16 protein-coding genes and 1 pseudogene are annotated in these 17,736 nt (G+C 66.2%); 9 read left to right on the top strand and 8 right to left on the bottom strand.

Going from position 1 to position 17,736, the window contains the following annotated elements; translation table 11 throughout:
• Positions 1 to 465, bottom strand: a complete 465-nt coding sequence (locus AC13F7_RS17890; protein ID WP_346470624.1) for a hypothetical protein — start codon at positions 463 to 465, stop codon at positions 1 to 3.
• 95 nt (positions 466 to 560) lie between these two features.
• Here AC13F7_RS17890 and clpS point away from each other — a divergent pair, with 95 nt between their 5' ends.
• Positions 561 to 893 carry an ATP-dependent Clp protease adapter ClpS gene (gene clpS / locus AC13F7_RS17885; RefSeq protein WP_123729237.1) on the top strand — a complete coding sequence of 111 codons (333 nt, stop codon included), beginning with the start codon at positions 561 to 563 and terminating at the stop codon, positions 891 to 893.
• 313 nt (positions 894 to 1,206) lie between these two features.
• Entirely contained in the window at positions 1,207 to 3,486 is a 2,280-nt protein-coding gene (clpA, locus tag AC13F7_RS17880) for an ATP-dependent Clp protease ATP-binding subunit ClpA (protein ID WP_282259506.1), read from the top strand.
• A 78-nt stretch (positions 3,487 to 3,564) separates the two neighbouring features.
• On the opposite strand, the gene AC13F7_RS17875 is transcribed toward clpA, so the two are convergent.
• From AC13F7_RS17875 to trxB, 5 genes are all read right to left on the bottom strand, one after another.
• A complete protein-coding gene (locus AC13F7_RS17875; RefSeq protein ID WP_483002526.1) occupies positions 3,565 to 4,008 on the bottom strand; it encodes a hypothetical protein in 444 nt (147 codons plus the stop codon).
• 135 nt (positions 4,009 to 4,143) lie between these two features.
• Entirely contained in the window at positions 4,144 to 4,362 is a 219-nt protein-coding gene (gene infA, locus AC13F7_RS17870; protein WP_005409596.1) for a translation initiation factor IF-1, read from the bottom strand.
• 86 nt (positions 4,363 to 4,448) lie between these two features.
• Positions 4,449 to 5,198, bottom strand: coding sequence for a leucyl/phenylalanyl-tRNA--protein transferase (gene aat / locus AC13F7_RS17865; protein WP_483002525.1), 750 nt, complete (start codon positions 5,196 to 5,198; stop codon positions 4,449 to 4,451).
• Complete coding sequence (locus AC13F7_RS17860; protein ID WP_483002524.1) at positions 5,195 to 6,331, bottom strand: GNAT family N-acetyltransferase; 1,137 nt, start codon at positions 6,329 to 6,331, stop codon at positions 5,195 to 5,197. Before AC13F7_RS17860 ends, aat begins: the two co-directional genes overlap by 4 nt.
• A 114-nt stretch (positions 6,332 to 6,445) precedes the next feature.
• A complete protein-coding gene (gene trxB / locus AC13F7_RS17855) occupies positions 6,446 to 7,408 on the bottom strand; it encodes a thioredoxin-disulfide reductase (protein WP_319209043.1) in 963 nt (320 codons plus the stop codon).
• 255 nt (positions 7,409 to 7,663) lie between these two features.
• On the opposite strand from trxB, the gene AC13F7_RS17850 reads away from it, so the two are divergent.
• From AC13F7_RS17850 to AC13F7_RS17825, 6 genes and pseudogenes are all read left to right on the top strand, one after another.
• On the top strand, positions 7,664 to 10,021 hold the full coding sequence (locus tag AC13F7_RS17850) for a DNA translocase FtsK (RefSeq protein WP_121036781.1): 2,358 nt from the start codon (positions 7,664 to 7,666) through the stop codon (positions 10,019 to 10,021).
• A gap of 69 nt (positions 10,022 to 10,090) precedes the next feature.
• Positions 10,091 to 12,063 (top strand): annotated as a pseudogene (locus tag AC13F7_RS17845) (DUF3857 domain-containing protein).
• 106 nt (positions 12,064 to 12,169) lie between these two features.
• On the top strand, positions 12,170 to 12,808 hold the full coding sequence (gene lolA / locus AC13F7_RS17840; protein WP_123729244.1) for an outer membrane lipoprotein periplasmic chaperone LolA: 639 nt from the start codon (positions 12,170 to 12,172) through the stop codon (positions 12,806 to 12,808).
• Between the two features lie 121 nt (positions 12,809 to 12,929).
• Positions 12,930 to 14,231 (top strand): replication-associated recombination protein A, encoded by a 1,302-nt coding sequence (locus tag AC13F7_RS17835; protein WP_481467349.1) that lies wholly within the window; start codon positions 12,930 to 12,932, stop codon positions 14,229 to 14,231.
• Positions 14,231 to 14,629, top strand: a complete 399-nt coding sequence (gene crcB / locus AC13F7_RS17830) for a fluoride efflux transporter CrcB (RefSeq protein WP_265307908.1) — start codon at positions 14,231 to 14,233, stop codon at positions 14,627 to 14,629. Before AC13F7_RS17835 ends, crcB begins: the two co-directional genes overlap by 1 nt.
• A 97-nt stretch (positions 14,630 to 14,726) precedes the next feature.
• Positions 14,727 to 14,999, top strand: a complete 273-nt coding sequence (locus tag AC13F7_RS17825) for a hypothetical protein (protein ID WP_019184750.1) — start codon at positions 14,727 to 14,729, stop codon at positions 14,997 to 14,999.
• On the opposite strand, the gene AC13F7_RS17820 is transcribed toward AC13F7_RS17825, so the two are convergent.
• Together AC13F7_RS17820 and AC13F7_RS17815 are read right to left on the bottom strand one after the other, a co-directional pair.
• Entirely contained in the window at positions 14,992 to 15,885 is an 894-nt protein-coding gene (locus AC13F7_RS17820) for a LysR substrate-binding domain-containing protein (protein WP_483002523.1), read from the bottom strand. The genes AC13F7_RS17825 and AC13F7_RS17820 overlap by 8 nt on opposite strands.
• Before the next feature lie 53 nt (positions 15,886 to 15,938).
• Positions 15,939 to 16,958 carry a helix-turn-helix transcriptional regulator gene (locus AC13F7_RS17815; RefSeq protein WP_483002522.1) on the bottom strand — a complete coding sequence of 340 codons (1,020 nt, stop codon included), beginning with the start codon at positions 16,956 to 16,958 and terminating at the stop codon, positions 15,939 to 15,941.
• 96 nt (positions 16,959 to 17,054) lie between these two features.
• On the opposite strand from AC13F7_RS17815, the gene AC13F7_RS17810 reads away from it, so the two are divergent.
• Entirely contained in the window at positions 17,055 to 17,660 is a 606-nt protein-coding gene (locus AC13F7_RS17810) for a glutathione S-transferase family protein (protein ID WP_483002521.1), read from the top strand.
• Positions 17,661 to 17,736: the final 76 nt, after the last annotated feature.

Genomic DNA, 17,736 nt, shown 5'->3' with positions numbered 1-17,736 from the left:
TCAGTATTCGTCCTGCTCGGTCAGCTCCAGCTCCATCGCATCGGCGGTGCGGATGGCCGCATCGATGGCGTCGCTGAGTGCCTCGGGGGTGGCGTTGGCGTCAACCTTGACCACGAACATTGCCAGCTGATCCTGCTTCACCCAGGCGCCCATCTTGGCATCCTGGGAGTCTTCAAGCAGGCGGTTGGCCACGGCGGCCGGGAACTGCTTGCCCGGCGAGTTGTAGGCCGGCGACCAGATCTCGCGGATCTTGTGCTTGCCGAATTCCTCGACGGTGGAGCGCACGAACGCCAGCTGGCTGCGACCGTCATCCATGTCGAAGACCATCTTGTAGTCACCGTCCTCGTCCACCTCGTAGGTGTACTCCAGCTTGTCCAGAGCGCGCCCGACAGCCTTGTCCGCTTCGGCCGCATGGGCGCCGGTGGCAGTGATGGCCAGCAGCAGTGCGGCAGCAATCCTTTTCATGAAATCCCTGTGAAAGTCTGGTTGGAGAGTGCAGATTGTGAAGGGCGGCAGGGGGCAACGTCCAATCCTGCGGGGCAGGGCCCTATAATGTGGGGATGCCCCGCGAGACTTCCCACGAAACTCATCACGACCATGGCGTGCTGCTTGAGCCTGCACGCCCCGAGGTCGCGCCACCGCCGATGTACCAGGTGATGCTGTTGAACGACGACTACACCCCGATGGATTTCGTGGTGACCGTTCTGCAGCACTTCTTCTCGATGGATCTGGACAAAGCCACCCAGGTGATGCTCCACGTGCATACCCGCGGCCGCGGCGTGTGCGGGGTGTTCACCCGCGAAGTCGCCGAATCCAAGGTCGCCCAGGTCAACGAATTCTCGCGCATGAACCAGCATCCGCTGCTGTGCACGATGGAAAAGACCAGCGGCTGACCGTTGGCGCGGGCCCGCACTGCGTGTGCCCGCGATCCGCACTGTTCCATGGATAACGACATCCGGCCCGCAGCGGCCGGCGTGTCCGCGCGCTGTGCCTGCTGTCCCGCCGCAGCACCCTGGGAACACCGTGACATTGCCATCACGGCCGAACTGCCATTTCGTGGCCGGAAGATCGTGCATGATGGAGCCTGGTCGAAAGGACGGCGCGATCAGGCAAGTGCTAACGCCGTCTGAACGCACTGATCCGCTAGGGTGATGGAAATCGTGAAGGTTGGCCGCATATTGTTCCTAACTGCCGCCGGAGTTAATCATGTTCAGTAAAGACCTCGAACACACCATCGGACAGTGCTACAAGCGCGCCCGTGAGGCCCGGCATGAATTCATGACGGTGGAACACCTGCTGCTGGCACTGCTCGACAACCCGTCCGCCCAGGCCGTCCTCAAAGCTTGTGGCGCCGATGCCGACCGCCTGCGCCAGGAACTGGAACAGGCCATCGAGGCGTCCGTCTCGCGCCTGGCCGAAGATGATGGGCGCGATACCCAGCCGACGCTGGGCTTCCAGCGCGTGCTGCAGCGCGCGGTGTACCACGTGCAGTCCTCGGGCAAGAAGGAGGTCACCGGCGCCAACGTACTGGTGGCGATCTTCGGCGAGAAGGACTCGCATGCCGTGTACTACCTCAACCAGCAGGACGTCACCCGGCTGGACATCGTCAATTATCTCTCCCACGGCATCGCCAAGCTGGGCGAGGAGGGCGAAGTGCCGCCTGCCGCCGATGGCGAAGGGCGTGCCGAAGGGGCCGAGGGTGAAGGCAAGGGCGATGCCCTGGCCGAGTTCGCCAGCAACCTCAACGAGCAGGCCCGCAACGGCAAGATCGACCCGCTGGTCGGCCGTGCCGATGAAATCGAGCGCACCATCCAGGTCCTGTGCCGCCGCCGCAAGAACAACCCGCTGTACGTGGGCGAGGCTGGCGTGGGCAAGACGGCGATCGCCGAAGGCCTGGCCAAGCGCATCGTGGAAGGTTCGGTGCCGGACGTGCTCGCCGATGCGGTGATCTACTCGCTGGACCTGGGCGCGCTGGTGGCCGGGACCAAGTACCGCGGCGATTTCGAAAAGCGCCTGAAAGGCGTACTGACTGCGATGAAGAAGCTGCCGAACGCGGTGCTGTTCATCGATGAGATCCACACCATCATCGGTGCCGGCTCGGCCTCGGGCGGCACCATGGATGCCTCCAACCTGATCAAGCCGGCCCTGGCCTCGGGCGAGCTGCGCTGCATCGGCTCGACCACCTTCCAGGAATACCGCGGCATCTTCGAGAAGGACCGGGCGCTGGCCCGCCGCTTCCAGAAGATCGACATCGTCGAGCCGACCGTGGGCGAAACCTACGAGATCCTGCAGGGCCTCAAGCCCAAGTACGAGGCCCACCACGGCGTGACGTACGCCGATGACGCGCTGCAGGCCGCGGTGGATCTGTCGGTCAAGCACATCAACGACCGTCTGCTGCCGGACAAGGCGATCGATGTGATCGACGAAGCGGGTGCCCGCCAGCGGCTGCTGCCGGACGGTGAGCGCAAGGAACTGATCGACATCGAAGAGATCGAGACCATCGTCGCCAAGATGGCCCGCATCCCGGCCAAGCAGGTCAGCGCGACCGACAAGGACGTGCTCCAGCATCTGGAGCGCAACCTGAAGATGGTGATCTTCGGCCAGGATCCGGCGATCGAGACGCTCTCCTCGGCGATCAAGCTGGCCCGCTCGGGCCTGGCCAATCCCGAAAAGCCGATCGGCAACTTCCTGTTCTCCGGCCCCACCGGCGTGGGCAAGACCGAGGTGACCAAGCAGCTCGCGCTGCAGCTGGGCATCGAGCTGGTCCGTTTCGACATGAGCGAGTACATGGAGTCGCATTCGATCAGCCGTCTGATCGGTGCCCCTCCGGGCTATGTCGGGTTCGACCAGGGTGGTCTGCTGACCGAGAAGATCGTCAAGACCCCGCACTGCGTGCTGCTGCTGGACGAGGTGGAAAAAGCCCACCCGGACATCTTCAACATCCTGCTGCAGGTCATGGACCGCGGTGTGCTGACCGACACCAATGGCCGTGAGGCGAACTTCAAGAACGTGGTGCTGGTGATGACCACCAATGCCGGCGCGGCCCAGGCCTCGCGGCGGTCGATCGGCTTCACCCGCCAGGACCATGCCACCGACGCGATGGAAGTCATCCGCAAGAGCTTCACGCCGGAGTTCCGCAACCGTCTGGATGCGATCGTGCAGTTCCAGGCACTGGGCTTCGAGCACATCCTGCGCGTGGTGGACAAGTTCCTGATCGAGCTGGAAATGCTGCTGCAGGAAAAGCATGTCAGCCTGTCGGCCACCCCGACCGCGCGCGACTGGCTGGCCCACCATGGCTTCGACCCGCTGATGGGTGCGCGCCCGATGGCCCGGGTGATCCAGGACAAGATCAAGCGTCCACTGGCCGACGAGCTGCTGTTCGGCAAGCTGGTCAACGGCGGCAAGGTCAGCATCGACGTCCGCGACGATCAGCTGTTCGTCGAGACCGAAGCCGAGCCGGAGCGGCTGTTGCCGGCCACGGTGTAACCCCGGTCTCGTCTCGTTGCCTGCAATCGAAAAGCCCCCGCAAGGGGGCTTTTTTGTGCGTGGGCCCAACGCGCCTGCTCAGCGGCGCATGCGCGCCTTGCGGGCGAACTCTTCGGCGCTCAGGGGTTCCACCGCAGCGACGGCGCAGCTCTGGGAACTGGTCTTGAGCTTGGTCACCCCGGCGCCGCACAACTGACCGTCCTGGCCGGGCGTGGCGAACGTCAGTTTCGGAGACATCGCCGCACTGGTGCACGAACGCTCAAAGCGCACGAGGTAATGCTGGTCACCATTGCGCAGCAGCACATCGCGATCGGCGCGGTTGCGCACCACCTGCTGATCGGCAGACAGCGTGATGCAGTCCGTGGGTGCGGCGGGCTCGGCGGCCTGGGCCGAGGCAGCGGTGGCAACGCAGGAGGCGAGCAGGAGCAGGGAAGGCAGGCACTTCATGGCGGGGGCATCGGGCAGGATCCGGATTGGATCGAGCGCCAGAGTGGACGATTGCCCGCAAGGGCGAATCTGCATCAAGGCATCCTGACCGACGTCAGGGTGCACTGGGTCAGGGTGCCGCATGGCAGGGTGGGGTCGCTGGCTGAATGGCGCCCACGCGAAAAGGCCAGCACCTGGCTGGCCTTCTGGCGGGAACAACCCCCGGACCGCTTATTTCATGCGGTAGGTGATGCGACCCTTGGTCAGGTCGTACGGGGTCATTTCGACCTTGACGCGGTCGCCCGTCAGGATGCGGATGTAGTTCTTGCGCATGCGGCCGGAGATATGGGCGATGATTTCATGCCCATTTTCCAGTCGTACGCGGAAAGTGGTGTTCGGCAGCGTCTCGCTGACGGTGCCTTCGAACTCGATGGAGTCGTCTTTCGACATGTAGTCCTGTGCAGTTCTGTAACCGGCCGAGCTGGCCTGAAGAGCGGGCATTTTACGCGCGTCGGGCGTTTGATGCAAAGTTTTGGTTAAGGCGGTCCCGGATCAGCGAGTTCGGTGGCAGCCAGGACGCCGAACAAATCCACCCAATCGCCTGCGGTGGCAGGCTGTTGGACCTGTTCACGCACCAAGGCGAGAAAGCGCTGCCGCGGCCAGTGTTCTGCCCCCATGCGCAGCAGGTGGTCGTTTTCCACCTGTGCATCGATCAATGGCCATCCCCAGCCGGCCAGCCGGTGGGCCAATCCGGCCAGGGCGACCTTGGAGCCGCCCGACGCCGCGCTGAACATGCTTTCCCCGAAAAACATCCGACCGATCGCCACCCCGTAGATGCCACCGACCAGGTGATCGCCCTCGAACACCTCCACCGAGTGCGCGAAGCCGAGCTGGTGCAGCTGGACATATGCATCGCGCATGTCAGGCGTGATCCAGGTGCCGTCCTGGCCGGGGCGCGGGCTGGCCGCGCAGGCATCAATCACCTGCTCGAAACGGGTGTCGGCCCGCAGTGTCCAGCTGCTGCGCCGGAGCGAGCGTCGAAAGCGGCTGGACAGGTGCACGCCGTTGGTGCGGAACACCATGCGTGGGTCCGGCGACCACCATAGCAGCGGCTGGCCTTCGGAGAACCACGGAAAGATGCCGCCTGCATAGGCATTGAGCAGTCGCACCGGTGAGAGGTCGCCGCCAAGTGCCAGCAGGCCGTCCGGATCGCGCAGGGCGGTCTCGGCGGGCGGGAACGGCGCATCGGGTGCCTCGTCCAGGCGCCAGGGCAGTCGGCGGGTCACGCCGGGTCGACCTTGTCGGCCTTGAACGGGCTGTGCGCCGCCAGCACCCGCGCATAGTGGGCGACCTCGGCGCGTTCCTGCGCGCACCACGCCACCAGGGCATCGGCAAAGGCCGGTTCTGCGATCCAGTGGCGGCTGCGTACCGTGTGCGGCAGGAACCCGCGGGCCAACTTGTGCTCACCCTGCGCGCCGGGCTCGAAGTGGGCCAGTCCCTCGCGCAGGCAGTAGGCGATGCCCTGGTAGTAGCAGGTCTCGAAGTGCAGGCCGGGCAGGGTGGCACCGCCCCAGTAGCGCCCATAGAGCGTGTCCGCGCCACGCAGGCACAGCGCGCCGGCAACCGGCTCGCCATCGAGCACGGCCAGGAAGATCACCAGCGCGCGCGGCATCGTGCGGGCGAGATGCTGCAGGAACGGGAGTGTGAGCGCGGGCGAGTTGCCGTACTCGGCGAAGGTCTGCAGGTAGAAGCCATGCATGGCGCGCAGGTCGGCCTCGGTCGCCTCATCGCCATGCACGATGCGATACGTGACACCACTGCGCGCGAGCTTGGCGCGTTCCTGGCGGATGTTCTTGCGGTGCTTGTGGTCCATCGCGCCGAGGAAGTCGTCGAAGGTCTGCCAGCCACCGGGGTTGTGCCACTGGAACTGGATGTCCTCGCGCAGCAGCCAGTCCGGGCTGAAGGCGGCGTCTTCGTCGGCGGGGTGGAAGTTGATGTGGGCCGAGGACCAGCCCATGCGAGCCACTTCGCCTGCCAGCACTGCCAGCAGCGCGGCCCGGTCCTCGACGGTGCCTGCCAGCACGCGTGGCCCGGTCACGGGCGAATACGGCACCGCGCCCAGCCATTTGGGGAAGTAGTCCAGCCCATGCTGGGCGTAGGCATGCGCCCAGGCGTGATCGAACACGAACTCGCCGTGCGAATTGTCCTTGAGATAGCCAGGGATTGCTGCGAGCAGGGTGTCCCCGTCCCACAGGGTGAAGTGGCGTGGCCGCCAGCCCCACTCCGGGCGCAGGCAGACGTGTTCTTCCAGGCCGGCCAGGAAGGCGTGCGACAGGAAGGGGTTGCGACCGTCGTGCAGGGCGTCCCAGGCAGCGGCGGGGACATCGGACAGGCGATGCAGGAAGCGTGGATCGGGCATGGGCAGAGGATAGAGCAGGTGGGGCGGGCGCAGTGCGCGCGGAACGTACCGGCCAGTAAAAAGGCCGGTGAACGATTCACCGGCCTTCGTGTGCTGCGCGATGCGGGCGGCAGGTCAGCTCGCCTGACCCTTCGCATCCAGATAGCGCTCGGCATCCAGCGCGGCCATGCAGCCGAAGCCGGCCGAGGTGATTGCCTGGCGGTAGTGTTGGTCGGCCACGTCGCCGGCGGCGAACACGCCTTCCACCGAGGTCTGGGTGGCGTTGCCGCCCAGGCCCGAGCGGATGTCCAGGTAGCCGTTGTTCATCGTCAGCTGGCCATCGAACAGGCTGGTGTTGGGGTGGTGGCCGATCGCCACGAAGAAGCCGTGGGCCTCGATGTCACGGGTGCTGCCATCCAGCGTGGACTTCACGCGCACGCCGGTCACGCCGGCCTCGTTGCCCAGCACTTCGTCCACCTGGTGGTGCCACACCGTCTCGATCTTGCCGGCGGCGACCTTGGCGAACAGCTTGTCCTGCATGATCTTTTCCGCCTTCAGCGTGTCGCGGCGGTGGACCAGGTAGACCTTGCGGGCGATGTTGGACAGGTACAGGGCCTCTTCCACAGCGGTGTTGCCGCCGCCGACCACGACCACGTCCTGGTCACGGTAGAAGAAGCCATCGCAGGTGGCGCAGGCCGATACGCCGCGGCCCTTGAAGGCCTCTTCGCTGGGAATGCCCAGGTACTTGGCGGTGGCGCCGGTGGCGATGATCAGGGCATCGCAGGTGTACTCGGCGCTGTCGCCAATCAGCTTGAACGGGCGCTGGGAGACATCGGCGGTGTGGATGTGGTCGAAGATGACCTCGGTCTCAAAGCGCTCGGCATGCGCCTGCATGCGGCTCATCAGGTCCGGGCCCATCAGGCCGTGTGCATCCCCGGGCCAGTTGTCCACCTCGGTGGTGGTCATCAGCTGGCCGCCCTGCTGCAGGCCGGTGATCACGACGGGCTTGAGGTTGGCGCGCGCGGCGTAGACGGCGGCGGTCCAGCCGGCCGGGCCGGAACCAAGGATCAACAGGCGGGAGTGCTTGGAGTTGCTCATGTAAGCTCGCAATAGAAGGTAGGGCGGGACGCGGGCAGGGTGATTGCGCGGCGTCCGAGCGAAGTCATAGAGTGGCGGCAGGGGCGGGGCGATTCAAGGCGCGCAGTGGAACGCGGCGGCCCGAGAAGCGCGACGCCCATTCCGGCGCCGGAGTTTTGACGCTGACCGTGCCGGCCAGCGGCCGGCACCTACCGGGGTGGGGTCCAGTCGTTTATTATCAAGCACTAACAGTGCATTCCCAAGGTGTGGTCTAAGGTGGCGAAACAGGTCCCGGAACGAGCCAAGGCGTCCGACAGCAAGGCAGCGCCGCGCAAACCGGCCGGCGAGGACAATCCGCGCCGGCAGCGCCTGTGGCGCGACCTGGGGTTGATCGCGGTCGCCCCGGCATTGCTGTATCTGGTCGCCAGTCTGTTCACCTACTCGGCCACCGACCCGGGCTGGTCGCATACCGGCAGCGTGGTCGCGCCGGTCCACAACATGGGCGGTCGCGCCGGTGCGTGGATCGCCGATGTGCTGCTGCAGCTGTTCGGCTACATGGCCTTCGTGTTGCCGATCGTGCTGGGCGCACTGGCCTGGATCGCGATGTTTGGACTGAAACGGGAGGCCAAGGGCGAGCATGACCTGGATCCGGCGCTGCGCCTGGTCGGCCTGGTCGGCTTCCTGATCGCCGGCACCGGCTTCCTGCATCTGCGCCTGTTCGTGGCCGATGTGGCCCATGCTGGCGGCATCCTCGGCAAGCTGGTGGGCAGCTCGCTCAGCGTGGGTTTTGGCGCATTGGGCGCCAACCTGTTCGTGCTGGTGCTGCTGCTGGCCTCGATCACGCTGGCCACGGGCATCTCCTGGTTCGTGGTGATGGAGAAGATCGGCAACTGGGTGCTGGCACTGCCGCCGCTGTTCAACAAGAAGAAAGAGCAGGCCACCGAGTGGCAGCAGACCCGCGCGATGCGCGAGGAGCGCCAGGAAGTGCGCAAGGTCGACGCCGAGGTGCGCGCCAAGCGCGAGCCGGTCAAGATCGAGCCGCGGCCGGAGCCGGTGCTGGAGAAGAGTGATCGCGCCAAGCGCGAGACCCAGATTCCCATGTTCCGCGGAGTCAATGGCGATGGCTCGGATGTGCCGCCGCTGGCGCTGCTGGATGATCCCAAGCCGCAGCCCAAGGGCTACGACGAGGGCACACTGGAGACGCTCTCGCGCCAGATCGAGTTCAAGCTCAAGGACTTCCGTATCGATGCGCAGGTGGTCGGTGCGTATCCCGGCCCGGTGATCACCCGCTTCGAGATCGAGCCGGCCCCGGGCATCAAGGTCAGCCAGATCAGTTCGCTGGACAAGGACATCGCGCGCGGCCTGTCGGTGAAGTCGGTGCGCGTGGTCGATGTGATCCCGGGCAAGTCGGTGGTGGGCCTGGAGATCCCCAACGTCACCCGCGAGATGATCTATCTCTCCGAGCTGTTGCGCTCCAAGGAATACGACAAGTCCGCCAGCGTGCTGACCCTGGCGCTGGGCAAGGACATCGCCGGCCGCCCGACCGTGGCCGACCTGGCGCGCATGCCCCACCTGCTGGTGGCGGGCACGACCGGCTCGGGCAAGTCCGTGGCGGTCAATGCGATGGTGCTGAGCCTGCTGTACAAGGCCTCGCCGAAAGACCTGCGCATGCTGATGATCGACCCGAAGATGCTCGAGCTGAGCGTCTACCAGGGCATCCCGCATCTGCTGGCGCCGGTGGTCACCGACATGAAGGAGGCCGCCAACGGCCTGCGCTGGTGCGTGGCCGAGATGGAGCGCCGCTACAAGCTGATGAGCGCGGTGGGTGTGCGCAACCTGGCCGGCTTCAACAAGAAGGTCAAGGATGCCCAGGACGCCGGGCAACCGATGATGGACCCGCTGTTCAAGCCCAACCCGGAACTCGGCGAGGCCCCGCGCCCGCTGGAGACGCTGCCGTTCATCGTCATCTTCATCGACGAATTCGCCGACATGATGATGATCGTCGGCAAGAAGGTGGAAGAGCTGATCGCCCGCCTGGCGCAGAAGGCGCGTGCGGCCGGCATCCATCTGATTCTGGCCACCCAGCGCCCCTCGGTGGACGTGATCACCGGCCTGATCAAGGCCAACATTCCGACCCGTATCGGCTTCCAGGTCAGCTCGAAGATCGATTCGCGCACCATCCTCGATCAGTCCGGCGCGGAAACGCTGCTGGGCCACGGCGACATGCTGTATCTGCCGCCGGGTACGGCGTTGCCGGACCGCGTGCACGGCGCGTTCGTCTCCGATGAGGAAGTGCACCGCGTAGTGGAGCACCTCAAGGCCAGCGGCCCGACTGACTACATCACCGGCGTGCTGGACGAAGTGCAGATGATGGGCGATGGCGTCGTGGTCGGCCCCGGTGGCCTGCCCGAGGCGGGCGGCGGTGGCGGCGATGAGTCCGATCCGCTGTACGACGAGGCCCTGCGCATCGTCACCGAAACCCGTCGTGCCTCCATCTCCGGCGTGCAGCGTCGCCTGAAGATCGGCTACAACCGCGCCGCGCGCCTGATCGAAGCGATGGAGGCGGCTGGCGTGGTCAGCCCGCCCGAGCACAACGGCGACCGCAGCGTGCTGGCGCCGCCTCCGCCCAAGTAACGCCGGGCCCGGCCTGGCTGCGTAGAACCCGGGCGCGGCCCGGGTGTTGCCGAGCACAAGGAACCTGCAATGAAGCCGATGATCTGGACGATGCTGGGCGCCATGACGCTCGCGCCGGTAGTGGCGTGGGCCGATGCCCAGCCCGTGCCGGCATCCGTGACACCCGTGGCACCGCCCACCCCGGGCGGGCAGAGCGGCCCGGCCGCGGGCGCTGAAGCGCAGGCCAACAACAACTTCAGCTTCGTGCGCTATCGCGCCGACTACGTGGTGCGCCCGGATGCGGGCAACACGCAGACCGAAGAGTACGAGATCCTGCTCAAGACCAAATCAGCGATCGAGCAGTTCAGCCAGGTGCGGCTGAGCTACAGCGAGAAGATGGAAACGCTGGAGGTGCTGCAGGCCTACACGTTGACGGCGGATGGCCAGCGCCGCGACGTGCCGGCCGACCGCATCTACACGCAGGAAAGCTATTCCAGCGCGGCAGCGGCGATGTACGCCGACCGCAAGGTGCGCGTGGTGGTCTTCCCGAATCTGGCGCCCGGTACACGCGTGGTCTACCAGACCCGCCGCACCCAGAACACGCCGTACTTCCCGGGCTACTTCGGCCTATGGGAAACCTTCAGCGTGTTCACCCAGTACGACGATGCCCGCGTGACCCTGAGCGCGCCTGCCGATCTGCCCATGCAGGTGGAGCAGCGGGGCGTGCAGGGCAGCCAGGCGCCGCGTGTGCGCAATGGCATGGCGCGCTGGGAGTGGACGTACCGACGCACGGATCCGCTGAAGGCGCAGAACTGGTCCGCCGCCGCGTGGGAGTACAGTCCCACCATCATGGCCAGTACGTACCGTGACTGGTCGCAGGTGGCGCAGGCCTACCAGCTCAAGGGTGGCGAGGCCGCCGCTGTCACGCCGCAGATCCAGGCGCTGGCCGACGAGCTCACCCGGAGCATTACCGATCGCCGCGAGCAGGCCGCCGTGCTGTACCGCTGGGTGGCGCAGAACATCCGCTACGTGGCGGTGTACCTGGGCAACGGCGGGCTGGAGCCGAACCCGGCGCAGAGCATCCTCGACAACCATTACGGCGACTGCAAAGACCATGTCGTGATCCTGGAGCGTTGTTGGCTGCGCGTGGCATCCAGAGCACGCCGGTGCTGATCGGTGCTGGCGGTGGACCGACCTTGCCGGCGATTCCGCTGCTGGGACGTTTCGATCACGCCATCACCTACATCCCCGAGTTCGACCTGTACCTGGACTCGACCGCGCCCTATGCGCGTATTGGCCAGTTGCCCGAGGGGGATCTTGGCGCGCCGGTGCTGCATACCCGCCAAGCCGTCGTGGCGCGCACCCCGGCCAACGATGCCTCGCGCAACGGCAACGGGATCGAGGCAACGTTCCGGTTCGATGCGGCGGGCAATCTGTCTGGCCGGACCGTGCTCCAACCGAGCGGCGTGACCGAAATTGGCATGCGCGGCGCCTTCGCACGGCTCAACGCGCAGAACCGGGCGCGTGCCGAAGAGTCGATGATGGCTGCGTCCGGCTTCGACGGCAGTGGCGCACTGACGCTGCTGGGTGACCCGCAGGACCTGACCCGGCCGTTCAACTTCCGCTATGACTTCCTGGCCAGCGACTACGTCGATTTTGGCGTGGTCGGCGGGATGGTGCTGCCGGACGCACCGGGCAGCCAATCGTTCCGTGACCTGTATGTCAGCACGTCGGCGCCGGAAAACGCAACGCCGTTCTACTGCAACGACAGTCTGCGCGATGAGCGCTACCAGCTGACGTTCCCAGCGAACGTGCCGATCGTAGCGATCCCGCGCAGCCAGCACTTCGCCAATGCGGCGGGTGAATATCAGGTGGACTGGACGCGCGAGGGGCAGGTGATCACCGCGCACCATCGGCTGCACCAGCGGGCCGTGCGCGGGGCGGATGCGCTGTGCCAGCCTCAGGATTACGCCGCGTTCCGCGAGCTCTACCAGCAGGTACGCCGCGGCTTCCGCGGGCAGGTGGTGTATGGAGACCTGAAGACGGTGCAGGCCGGGCCGTAAACCGCGATTGGAAAGCGGCTACCAGCGCATAATGTGCCCCTGATCGCCCATTCAGGATTGAATGGGCACACTGCCTCCCATCCTTCCCATTTGCCTGGATACCTGCATGCACACCACCTTCCGCCGCTCCCTGCTTGCCGCCACTCTGGTTGTTGCCAGTGTCGGGTCGGCGTCGGCCTGGGCAGGCGCCCGTGATGAACTCAACCGCTTCACCCAGGGCCTGAAGGGCCTGGACGGACAGTTCAGCCAGCAGGTGTTCGACAGCAAGGGCAAGGTCAAGGAAAACACCAGCGGTCGCGTTGCGTTGTCCGCGCCGCGCCTGTTCCGTTGGGAGTACATCAAGCCGCACGAACAGTTGATCGTGGCCGACGGCAAGAAGGTCTGGGTCTATGAGCCGGACCTGGAGCAGGCCAGCGTGCGCCCGCAGGGCCAGGAAGAGCAGAACAGCCCGCTGACCGCATTGATCAATCCGGCGCTGCTGGACAAGCAGTACGACGTCAGCGAAGAGGCCGCCGTGCGCGATGGCCTGCAGTGGCTGTCGCTGAGCCCGAAGCGCGAGACTGACACTGCCTTCCAGTACGCCGCCCTGGGCTTCAATGGCCAGGGCCTGGCCCGCATGGAAGTCGTGGATGCGGTCGGCCAGCGCACGGTGATCAACTTCACCGGCTGGAAGCGCAACCCGAGCTTTGCTGCCGGTACCTTCAGCTTCACCCCGGCCAAGGGTGTGGACGTCATCGGCGAATGACGGTGTAGTGCCGGCCGCTGGCCGGCATCCCCGCTGCAATCTGCCGCGATACACTAGACACGTGGCCAGAAACCGAACGACTTTCAATGGGCCCGATCTGCTGACGGTGGATCGGGACAACATGCGTCCGCTCGCCGAGCGGATGCGCCCGCAGACCCTGGATGAGATGGTGGGCCAGAAGCGCCTGCTCGCACCGGGCAGTGCGCTGCGCCGGGCCGTCGAGTCCGGCCATGTGCACTCGATGATCCTGTGGGGCCCGCCGGGCTGCGGCAAGACGACGCTCTCGCTGCTGCTGGCGCATTACGCCGATGCCGAGTTCCGCGCGATCTCCGCCGTGCTGTCCGGCCTGCCGGAGGTGCGCCAGGTGCTGGCCGAGGCCGCGCAGCGTTTCGCTGAAGGGCGCCGCACGGTGCTGTTCGTGGACGAAGTGCACCGTTTCAACAAAGCCCAGCAGGATGCGTTCCTGCCGCATATCGAACGCGGCACCATCGTGTTCGTGGGCGCGACCACCGAAAACCCCTCGTTCGAACTGAACTCGGCGCTGCTGTCGCGGTGCCGCGTGCACGTGCTGGAGTCGGTCTCTCCGGCGGACATCGTGGAGGCGCTGGAGCGTGCGCTGCAGGACACCGAGCGTGGCCTGGGCGCGGAGCAGCTGCAGGTGGCGCCGGAGGCGTTGCTGGAGATCGCGACCGCCGCCGATGGCGATGTGCGACGCGGCCTGACCCTGCTGGAGATCGCGGCCGAGCTGGCCAGTGGCGACGGCGGGCGGATCAGTCCGGAGATGCTGGTGCAGGTGCTGGCAGACCGCACGCGTCGCTTCGACAAGGGCGGCGAGCAGTTCTACGACCAGATCTCGGCGCTGCACAAATCCGTGCGCAGCTCCAACCCCGATGCCGCGCTGTACTGGCTGACGCGCATGCTCGATGGTGGCTGTGATCCGTCGTATCTGGCACGTCGCCTGACCCGGATGGCGATCGAGGATATTGGGTTGGCCGATCCGCGCGCGCAGTCGATGGCGCTGGAAGCCTGGGACATCTACGAGCGGCTGGGCAGCCCGGAAGGTGAACTCGCGTTCGCGCAGCTGGTGCTGTATCTGGCGAGTACCGCCAAGTCGAACGCCGGCTATGCCGCGTTCAACAAGGCCAAGCAGGAAGTGCGCGAGACCGGTACCCAGGAGGTGCCGCTGCACCTGCGCAACGCCCCGACCAAGCTGATGAAAGAGCTGGGCTACGGCAAGACCTACCAGTACGACCATGATGCCGACGGCGGGATCGCGCTGGATCAGACCGGTTTCCCCGATGCGATGGGCGAGCGGGTGTATTACGAGCCGGTGCCGCGCGGGTTGGAGATCAAGCTGAAAGAAAAGCTGGATCGCCTGCGTGCCGCCCGGGAACAGGCGCGTGCGGAGAAGGGCGCGGAATGATGGACGGCATCGGCCTGTGGTGGCAGCAGCTCGGACTGGTGATGGCCGGCGGCGCACTGGGCGCGGCGCTGCGTTTCATGATCGGCGATGCGATGCTGCGCCAGTTCGGTACTGGCTTCCCGTGGGGCACGCTGACGGTGAACCTGGTCGGCGCGTTCGTGGCGGGTTACGTGATGATCTGGCTGCAGAGTCGTGGCACGGCCGCGGTGTACTGGCGCGCCTTTCTGATCGTGGGAATCGTGGGCGGGTTGACCACGTTTTCCTCGATGATGCTGGAGTCGCTGGTGTTTACCCGCGCGGATCGAAGCCTGATGGTGCCGCTGTATCTGGGTATCAGTCTGCTCGGTGGCATGCTGCTGGTGTGGGCTGGTGCGCGTGTGGCCGAGGCGTGGCGCTGAGGTTCACGCGCTGCCATCGCAGAAATCCACGCAAAACGCTGGATTAAAGTGATGTCTCACGATATCGTGCGCGCCCCCGTTTGCATCCTCGTCCGTCATGCGCGATGAACAAGACCCCGGAACACTGGAACTGACGCTGCCGCGCAAACGCGGCCGTCCGCCCACGTTCGGCTACGCGATGACCGATGCACAGCGTGCGGCCCGTTACCGTGCGCGCCGCGCCGGGCAGGCAGGGCATGCCGATGTGCGCAACTGCAGCGACATGGTGCTGTTGGACAAGATCCGCGCCTCGATCACCAGCAAGGACCCGGAACTGACCGGCTTCCTGGTGCACGTGCTCTGGCAGCGCTACCCGCTGCAGCTCAAGTAGGCGCGCCCGCCCGTTCCTGATCGAGCAGGCCCGTCAGGCGCATGGCCAGGGCTTTGACCAGCGGGTCGGCCGTGGTGCGGTGAAGCAGGGCGATCTCGAAGGTATCGATAGGCGGCAACCCTTGTTCCGGGCCCAGTACGATGTGTTCGCGACTCAGGGCGCGCGCCGGCAGCAGACTGATGCCCATGCCGTCGGCGACGGCGCCCTGGATGCCGCTCAGGCTGGAGCTGGTGAAGCTGATCCGCCAGCGGCGACCGAGTGCTTCAATCGCATCGATGATGTCGTCGCGGTACAGCCCGCGCGGCGGGAAGGTGACCAGCGGGACCGGGTCGAGGTCGATGCAGCCGTTGCGGGCGCTGTCGATCCACACCATCGTCTCCGGCCAGCAGGCCACGGCGGCGCGGCTGTTGCGGCGCTGCTTGACCAGGATCAGGTCCAGTTCGCCGTGATCGTAGCCATTGGCCAAATCACGACTGAGGCCGCTGGTGACTTCCAGCTTCACCTGCGGATGCTCCCGATTGAAGGCGCCAAGCAGCTGGGTGGTCGCGGCGCTGACGAAGTCTTCCGGAACCCCCAGCCGAACGGTGACGGCCACCGTGGTGCCGGCCAGCGCTTCGAGGAGCTGGTCGTTGAGTGCCAGCAATTGGCGGGCATGGCCGAGCACGAGCTGGCCGGCATCGGTGGGATGCACATCACGGTTGCCCCGCACCAGCAGTGGATGGCCGGCCATGTCCTCCAGCCGGCGGATCTTCTGGCTGATGGTGGATTGGGTGGAATGCAGGCGCGCCGCAGCCGTGGTGAAGCTGGCGCAATCGGCCACCATCACCATGGCGCGCAGGAGATCCAGGTCGAACAGGGTGCGATTCGGTTTTTCACTTGCGGTCATGCCGCCATTCTGAATCGCAATGACTTTCTGCGCCAATGCCGACGCGCTTGCGGTCAGGGCGTGTTGGTGCCCGCCGACGCTTCCGGCGGTTCGCGACGGGCCAGGTTGCGGGTGATCCGTTCACCTGCCTCGCGCATGGCCTCATGCAGTGCAGGCGGTCCCAGCACTTCGAACTCCAGCCCCAGCGCCAACAGCCAATACACCACCGTGCCCAAGGGGTTGGCGGCGCAGCGCAGCAGGCAGCGCCGATCATCGACTGCTTCCAGCTCCCCGGCCGATGCCGGTATCTGCTGGCGCATGACCGAGAGCGGCGCATGCAGGATGATCCGGGCCTCGTCGTGGTGCTGGCCCAGTGAGAGCGAGCGGGCGACCCATTGGCGCAGGTCACCGTCGCCTGGGCCTGCGCGGGGTGCAAAGTGCGCGCCCACCAGCGGTGCGCTGGCGATCCGGTCGATGCGGAAGGTGCGCCAGTCATTGCGCCCGGTGTCCCAGGCGACCAGATACCAGCGGCGGTCGGCATGCACCACGCCCTGAGGCTCGACCTGACGTGCGCTGGAAACGCCCTCCCGGTCGGTGTAGTCGAAGCGGAGTTGTACCTGGTCGCGGCAGGCGCAGGCCAGGGTGGTCAGGCGCCCGGCATCCACCTGCGGGCCGATCGGGTGGGCGGGCAGAAGCGCCGAGCGCAGTGCGGCCAACCGGGGGCGCAGTCGCGGCGGCATGGCCTGTTCGATCTTCACCAGTGCCGTGATCGCGGTCTGCTCGATGCCGCTGATCGTGCCGGTCACCGCCGTGCGCAGCGCGACCGCCGCCGCCAGCGCCTCCTCGTCATCCAACAACAGTGGCGGCAATGCACGCCCCGGGCGGAACGCATAGCCGCCGGCGAGGCCGGTGCTGGCGTGGATGGGGTAGCCGAGCTGGCGCAGGCGATCAATGTCACGCCGGAGCGTGCGCGGATGGATGGCCATGCGCTCGGCCAGCTCGCCGCCGGCCCAGTGCGGGCGGGATTGCAGCAACGAAAGCAGGCTCAGCAGGCGGGCGGACGCGGTCAGCATGCGCGGCAGCGTAGCAGCCATTGCGGGCCGATTCTGTCCGCAATGCTGCCTAGTCTTGAGCGCACGGTGCAGCACCAGTCCCGCCGCACCTTTCCACCCCTCTCAAGGAGTTCTTCAATGTCCCTCGTTTTCTATTGGCACCCGATGTCCAGCGCCTCCCCGGTCGCCTGCGCCCTGGCCGAACTGGCCGTCCCGCACGACCGGGTCAGGATCGACATCCGCAGCGGCGAACAGCGCACGCCGGCGTACCTGGCGATCAACCCGAACGGCAAGGTCCCGTGCCTGGTGGTGGACGGCACGCCCTTGTTTGAAGGCCTGGCCATCCACCTGTGGTTGGGCGAGCAGTACGGGGTGGGCCAGGGCCTGTGGCCGGCGGCGGGGACACCGGCTCGACTGGAGGCGATGTCCTGGAGCACGTGGGCGTACGTTACCTACGCAGCGGTGCTGGGGCGGGTATGGCTGGCGACCGTGGACGATGCGCTGCGTAGCGTCGAGCATGCTGCCGCCGGCATCCGTGCCGCCAACGAACTGCTGGATCTGTTGGAGGCGCGCCTGTCGCAGCAGCCGTGGATGCTTGGCGAGGCATACTCGTTGGTGGATCTGGTGGTTGGCCAGGTGGTGGGCTACGGCACCCATCTGGGGGCGGTGGTGGGTGCGCATCCGGCGGTTGCGGCCTGGCTGCAGCGGGTGCAGACCCGCCCGGCCATGCGGGGCGAGAACTGAGGCTGCTGCGTATTGCAGCAGGCTCCATTGCAATCATGCATGCGCATCATGCTGAAATTTAACTGGTGAATGTGCC

The sequence above is a fragment of the Stenotrophomonas sp. K-6 genome, assembly GCF_056861555.1.
This window is presented reverse-complemented; position numbering and strand designations above follow the sequence as displayed.

What these genes read in the sequence shown, in the direction of transcription:
- AC13F7_RS17890 (WP_346470624.1), bottom strand. Translation starts at nt 465, where the DNA reads ATGAAAAGGATTGCTGCCGCACTGCTGCTGGCCATCACTGCCACCGGC.
- clpS (WP_123729237.1), top strand. Translation starts at nt 561, where the DNA reads ATGCCCCGCGAGACTTCCCACGAAACTCATCACGACCATGGCGTGCTG.
- clpA (WP_282259506.1), top strand. Translation starts at nt 1,207, where the DNA reads ATGTTCAGTAAAGACCTCGAACACACCATCGGACAGTGCTACAAGCGC.
- AC13F7_RS17875 (WP_483002526.1), bottom strand. Translation starts at nt 4,008, where the DNA reads ATGCAGATTCGCCCTTGCGGGCAATCGTCCACTCTGGCGCTCGATCCA.
- infA (WP_005409596.1), bottom strand. Translation starts at nt 4,362, where the DNA reads ATGTCGAAAGACGACTCCATCGAGTTCGAAGGCACCGTCAGCGAGACG.
- AC13F7_RS17860 (WP_483002524.1), bottom strand. Translation starts at nt 6,331, where the DNA reads ATGCCCGATCCACGCTTCCTGCATCGCCTGTCCGATGTCCCCGCCGCT.
- trxB (WP_319209043.1), bottom strand. Translation starts at nt 7,408, where the DNA reads ATGAGCAACTCCAAGCACTCCCGCCTGTTGATCCTTGGTTCCGGCCCG.
- lolA (WP_123729244.1), top strand. Translation starts at nt 12,170, where the DNA reads ATGCACACCACCTTCCGCCGCTCCCTGCTTGCCGCCACTCTGGTTGTT.
- AC13F7_RS17835 (WP_481467349.1), top strand. Translation starts at nt 12,930, where the DNA reads ATGCGTCCGCTCGCCGAGCGGATGCGCCCGCAGACCCTGGATGAGATG.
- crcB (WP_265307908.1), top strand. Translation starts at nt 14,231, where the DNA reads ATGGACGGCATCGGCCTGTGGTGGCAGCAGCTCGGACTGGTGATGGCC.
- AC13F7_RS17825 (WP_019184750.1), top strand. Translation starts at nt 14,727, where the DNA reads ATGCGCGATGAACAAGACCCCGGAACACTGGAACTGACGCTGCCGCGC.
- AC13F7_RS17820 (WP_483002523.1), bottom strand. Translation starts at nt 15,885, where the DNA reads ATGACCGCAAGTGAAAAACCGAATCGCACCCTGTTCGACCTGGATCTC.
- AC13F7_RS17815 (WP_483002522.1), bottom strand. Translation starts at nt 16,958, where the DNA reads ATGGCTGCTACGCTGCCGCGCATGCTGACCGCGTCCGCCCGCCTGCTG.
- AC13F7_RS17810 (WP_483002521.1), top strand. Translation starts at nt 17,055, where the DNA reads ATGTCCCTCGTTTTCTATTGGCACCCGATGTCCAGCGCCTCCCCGGTC.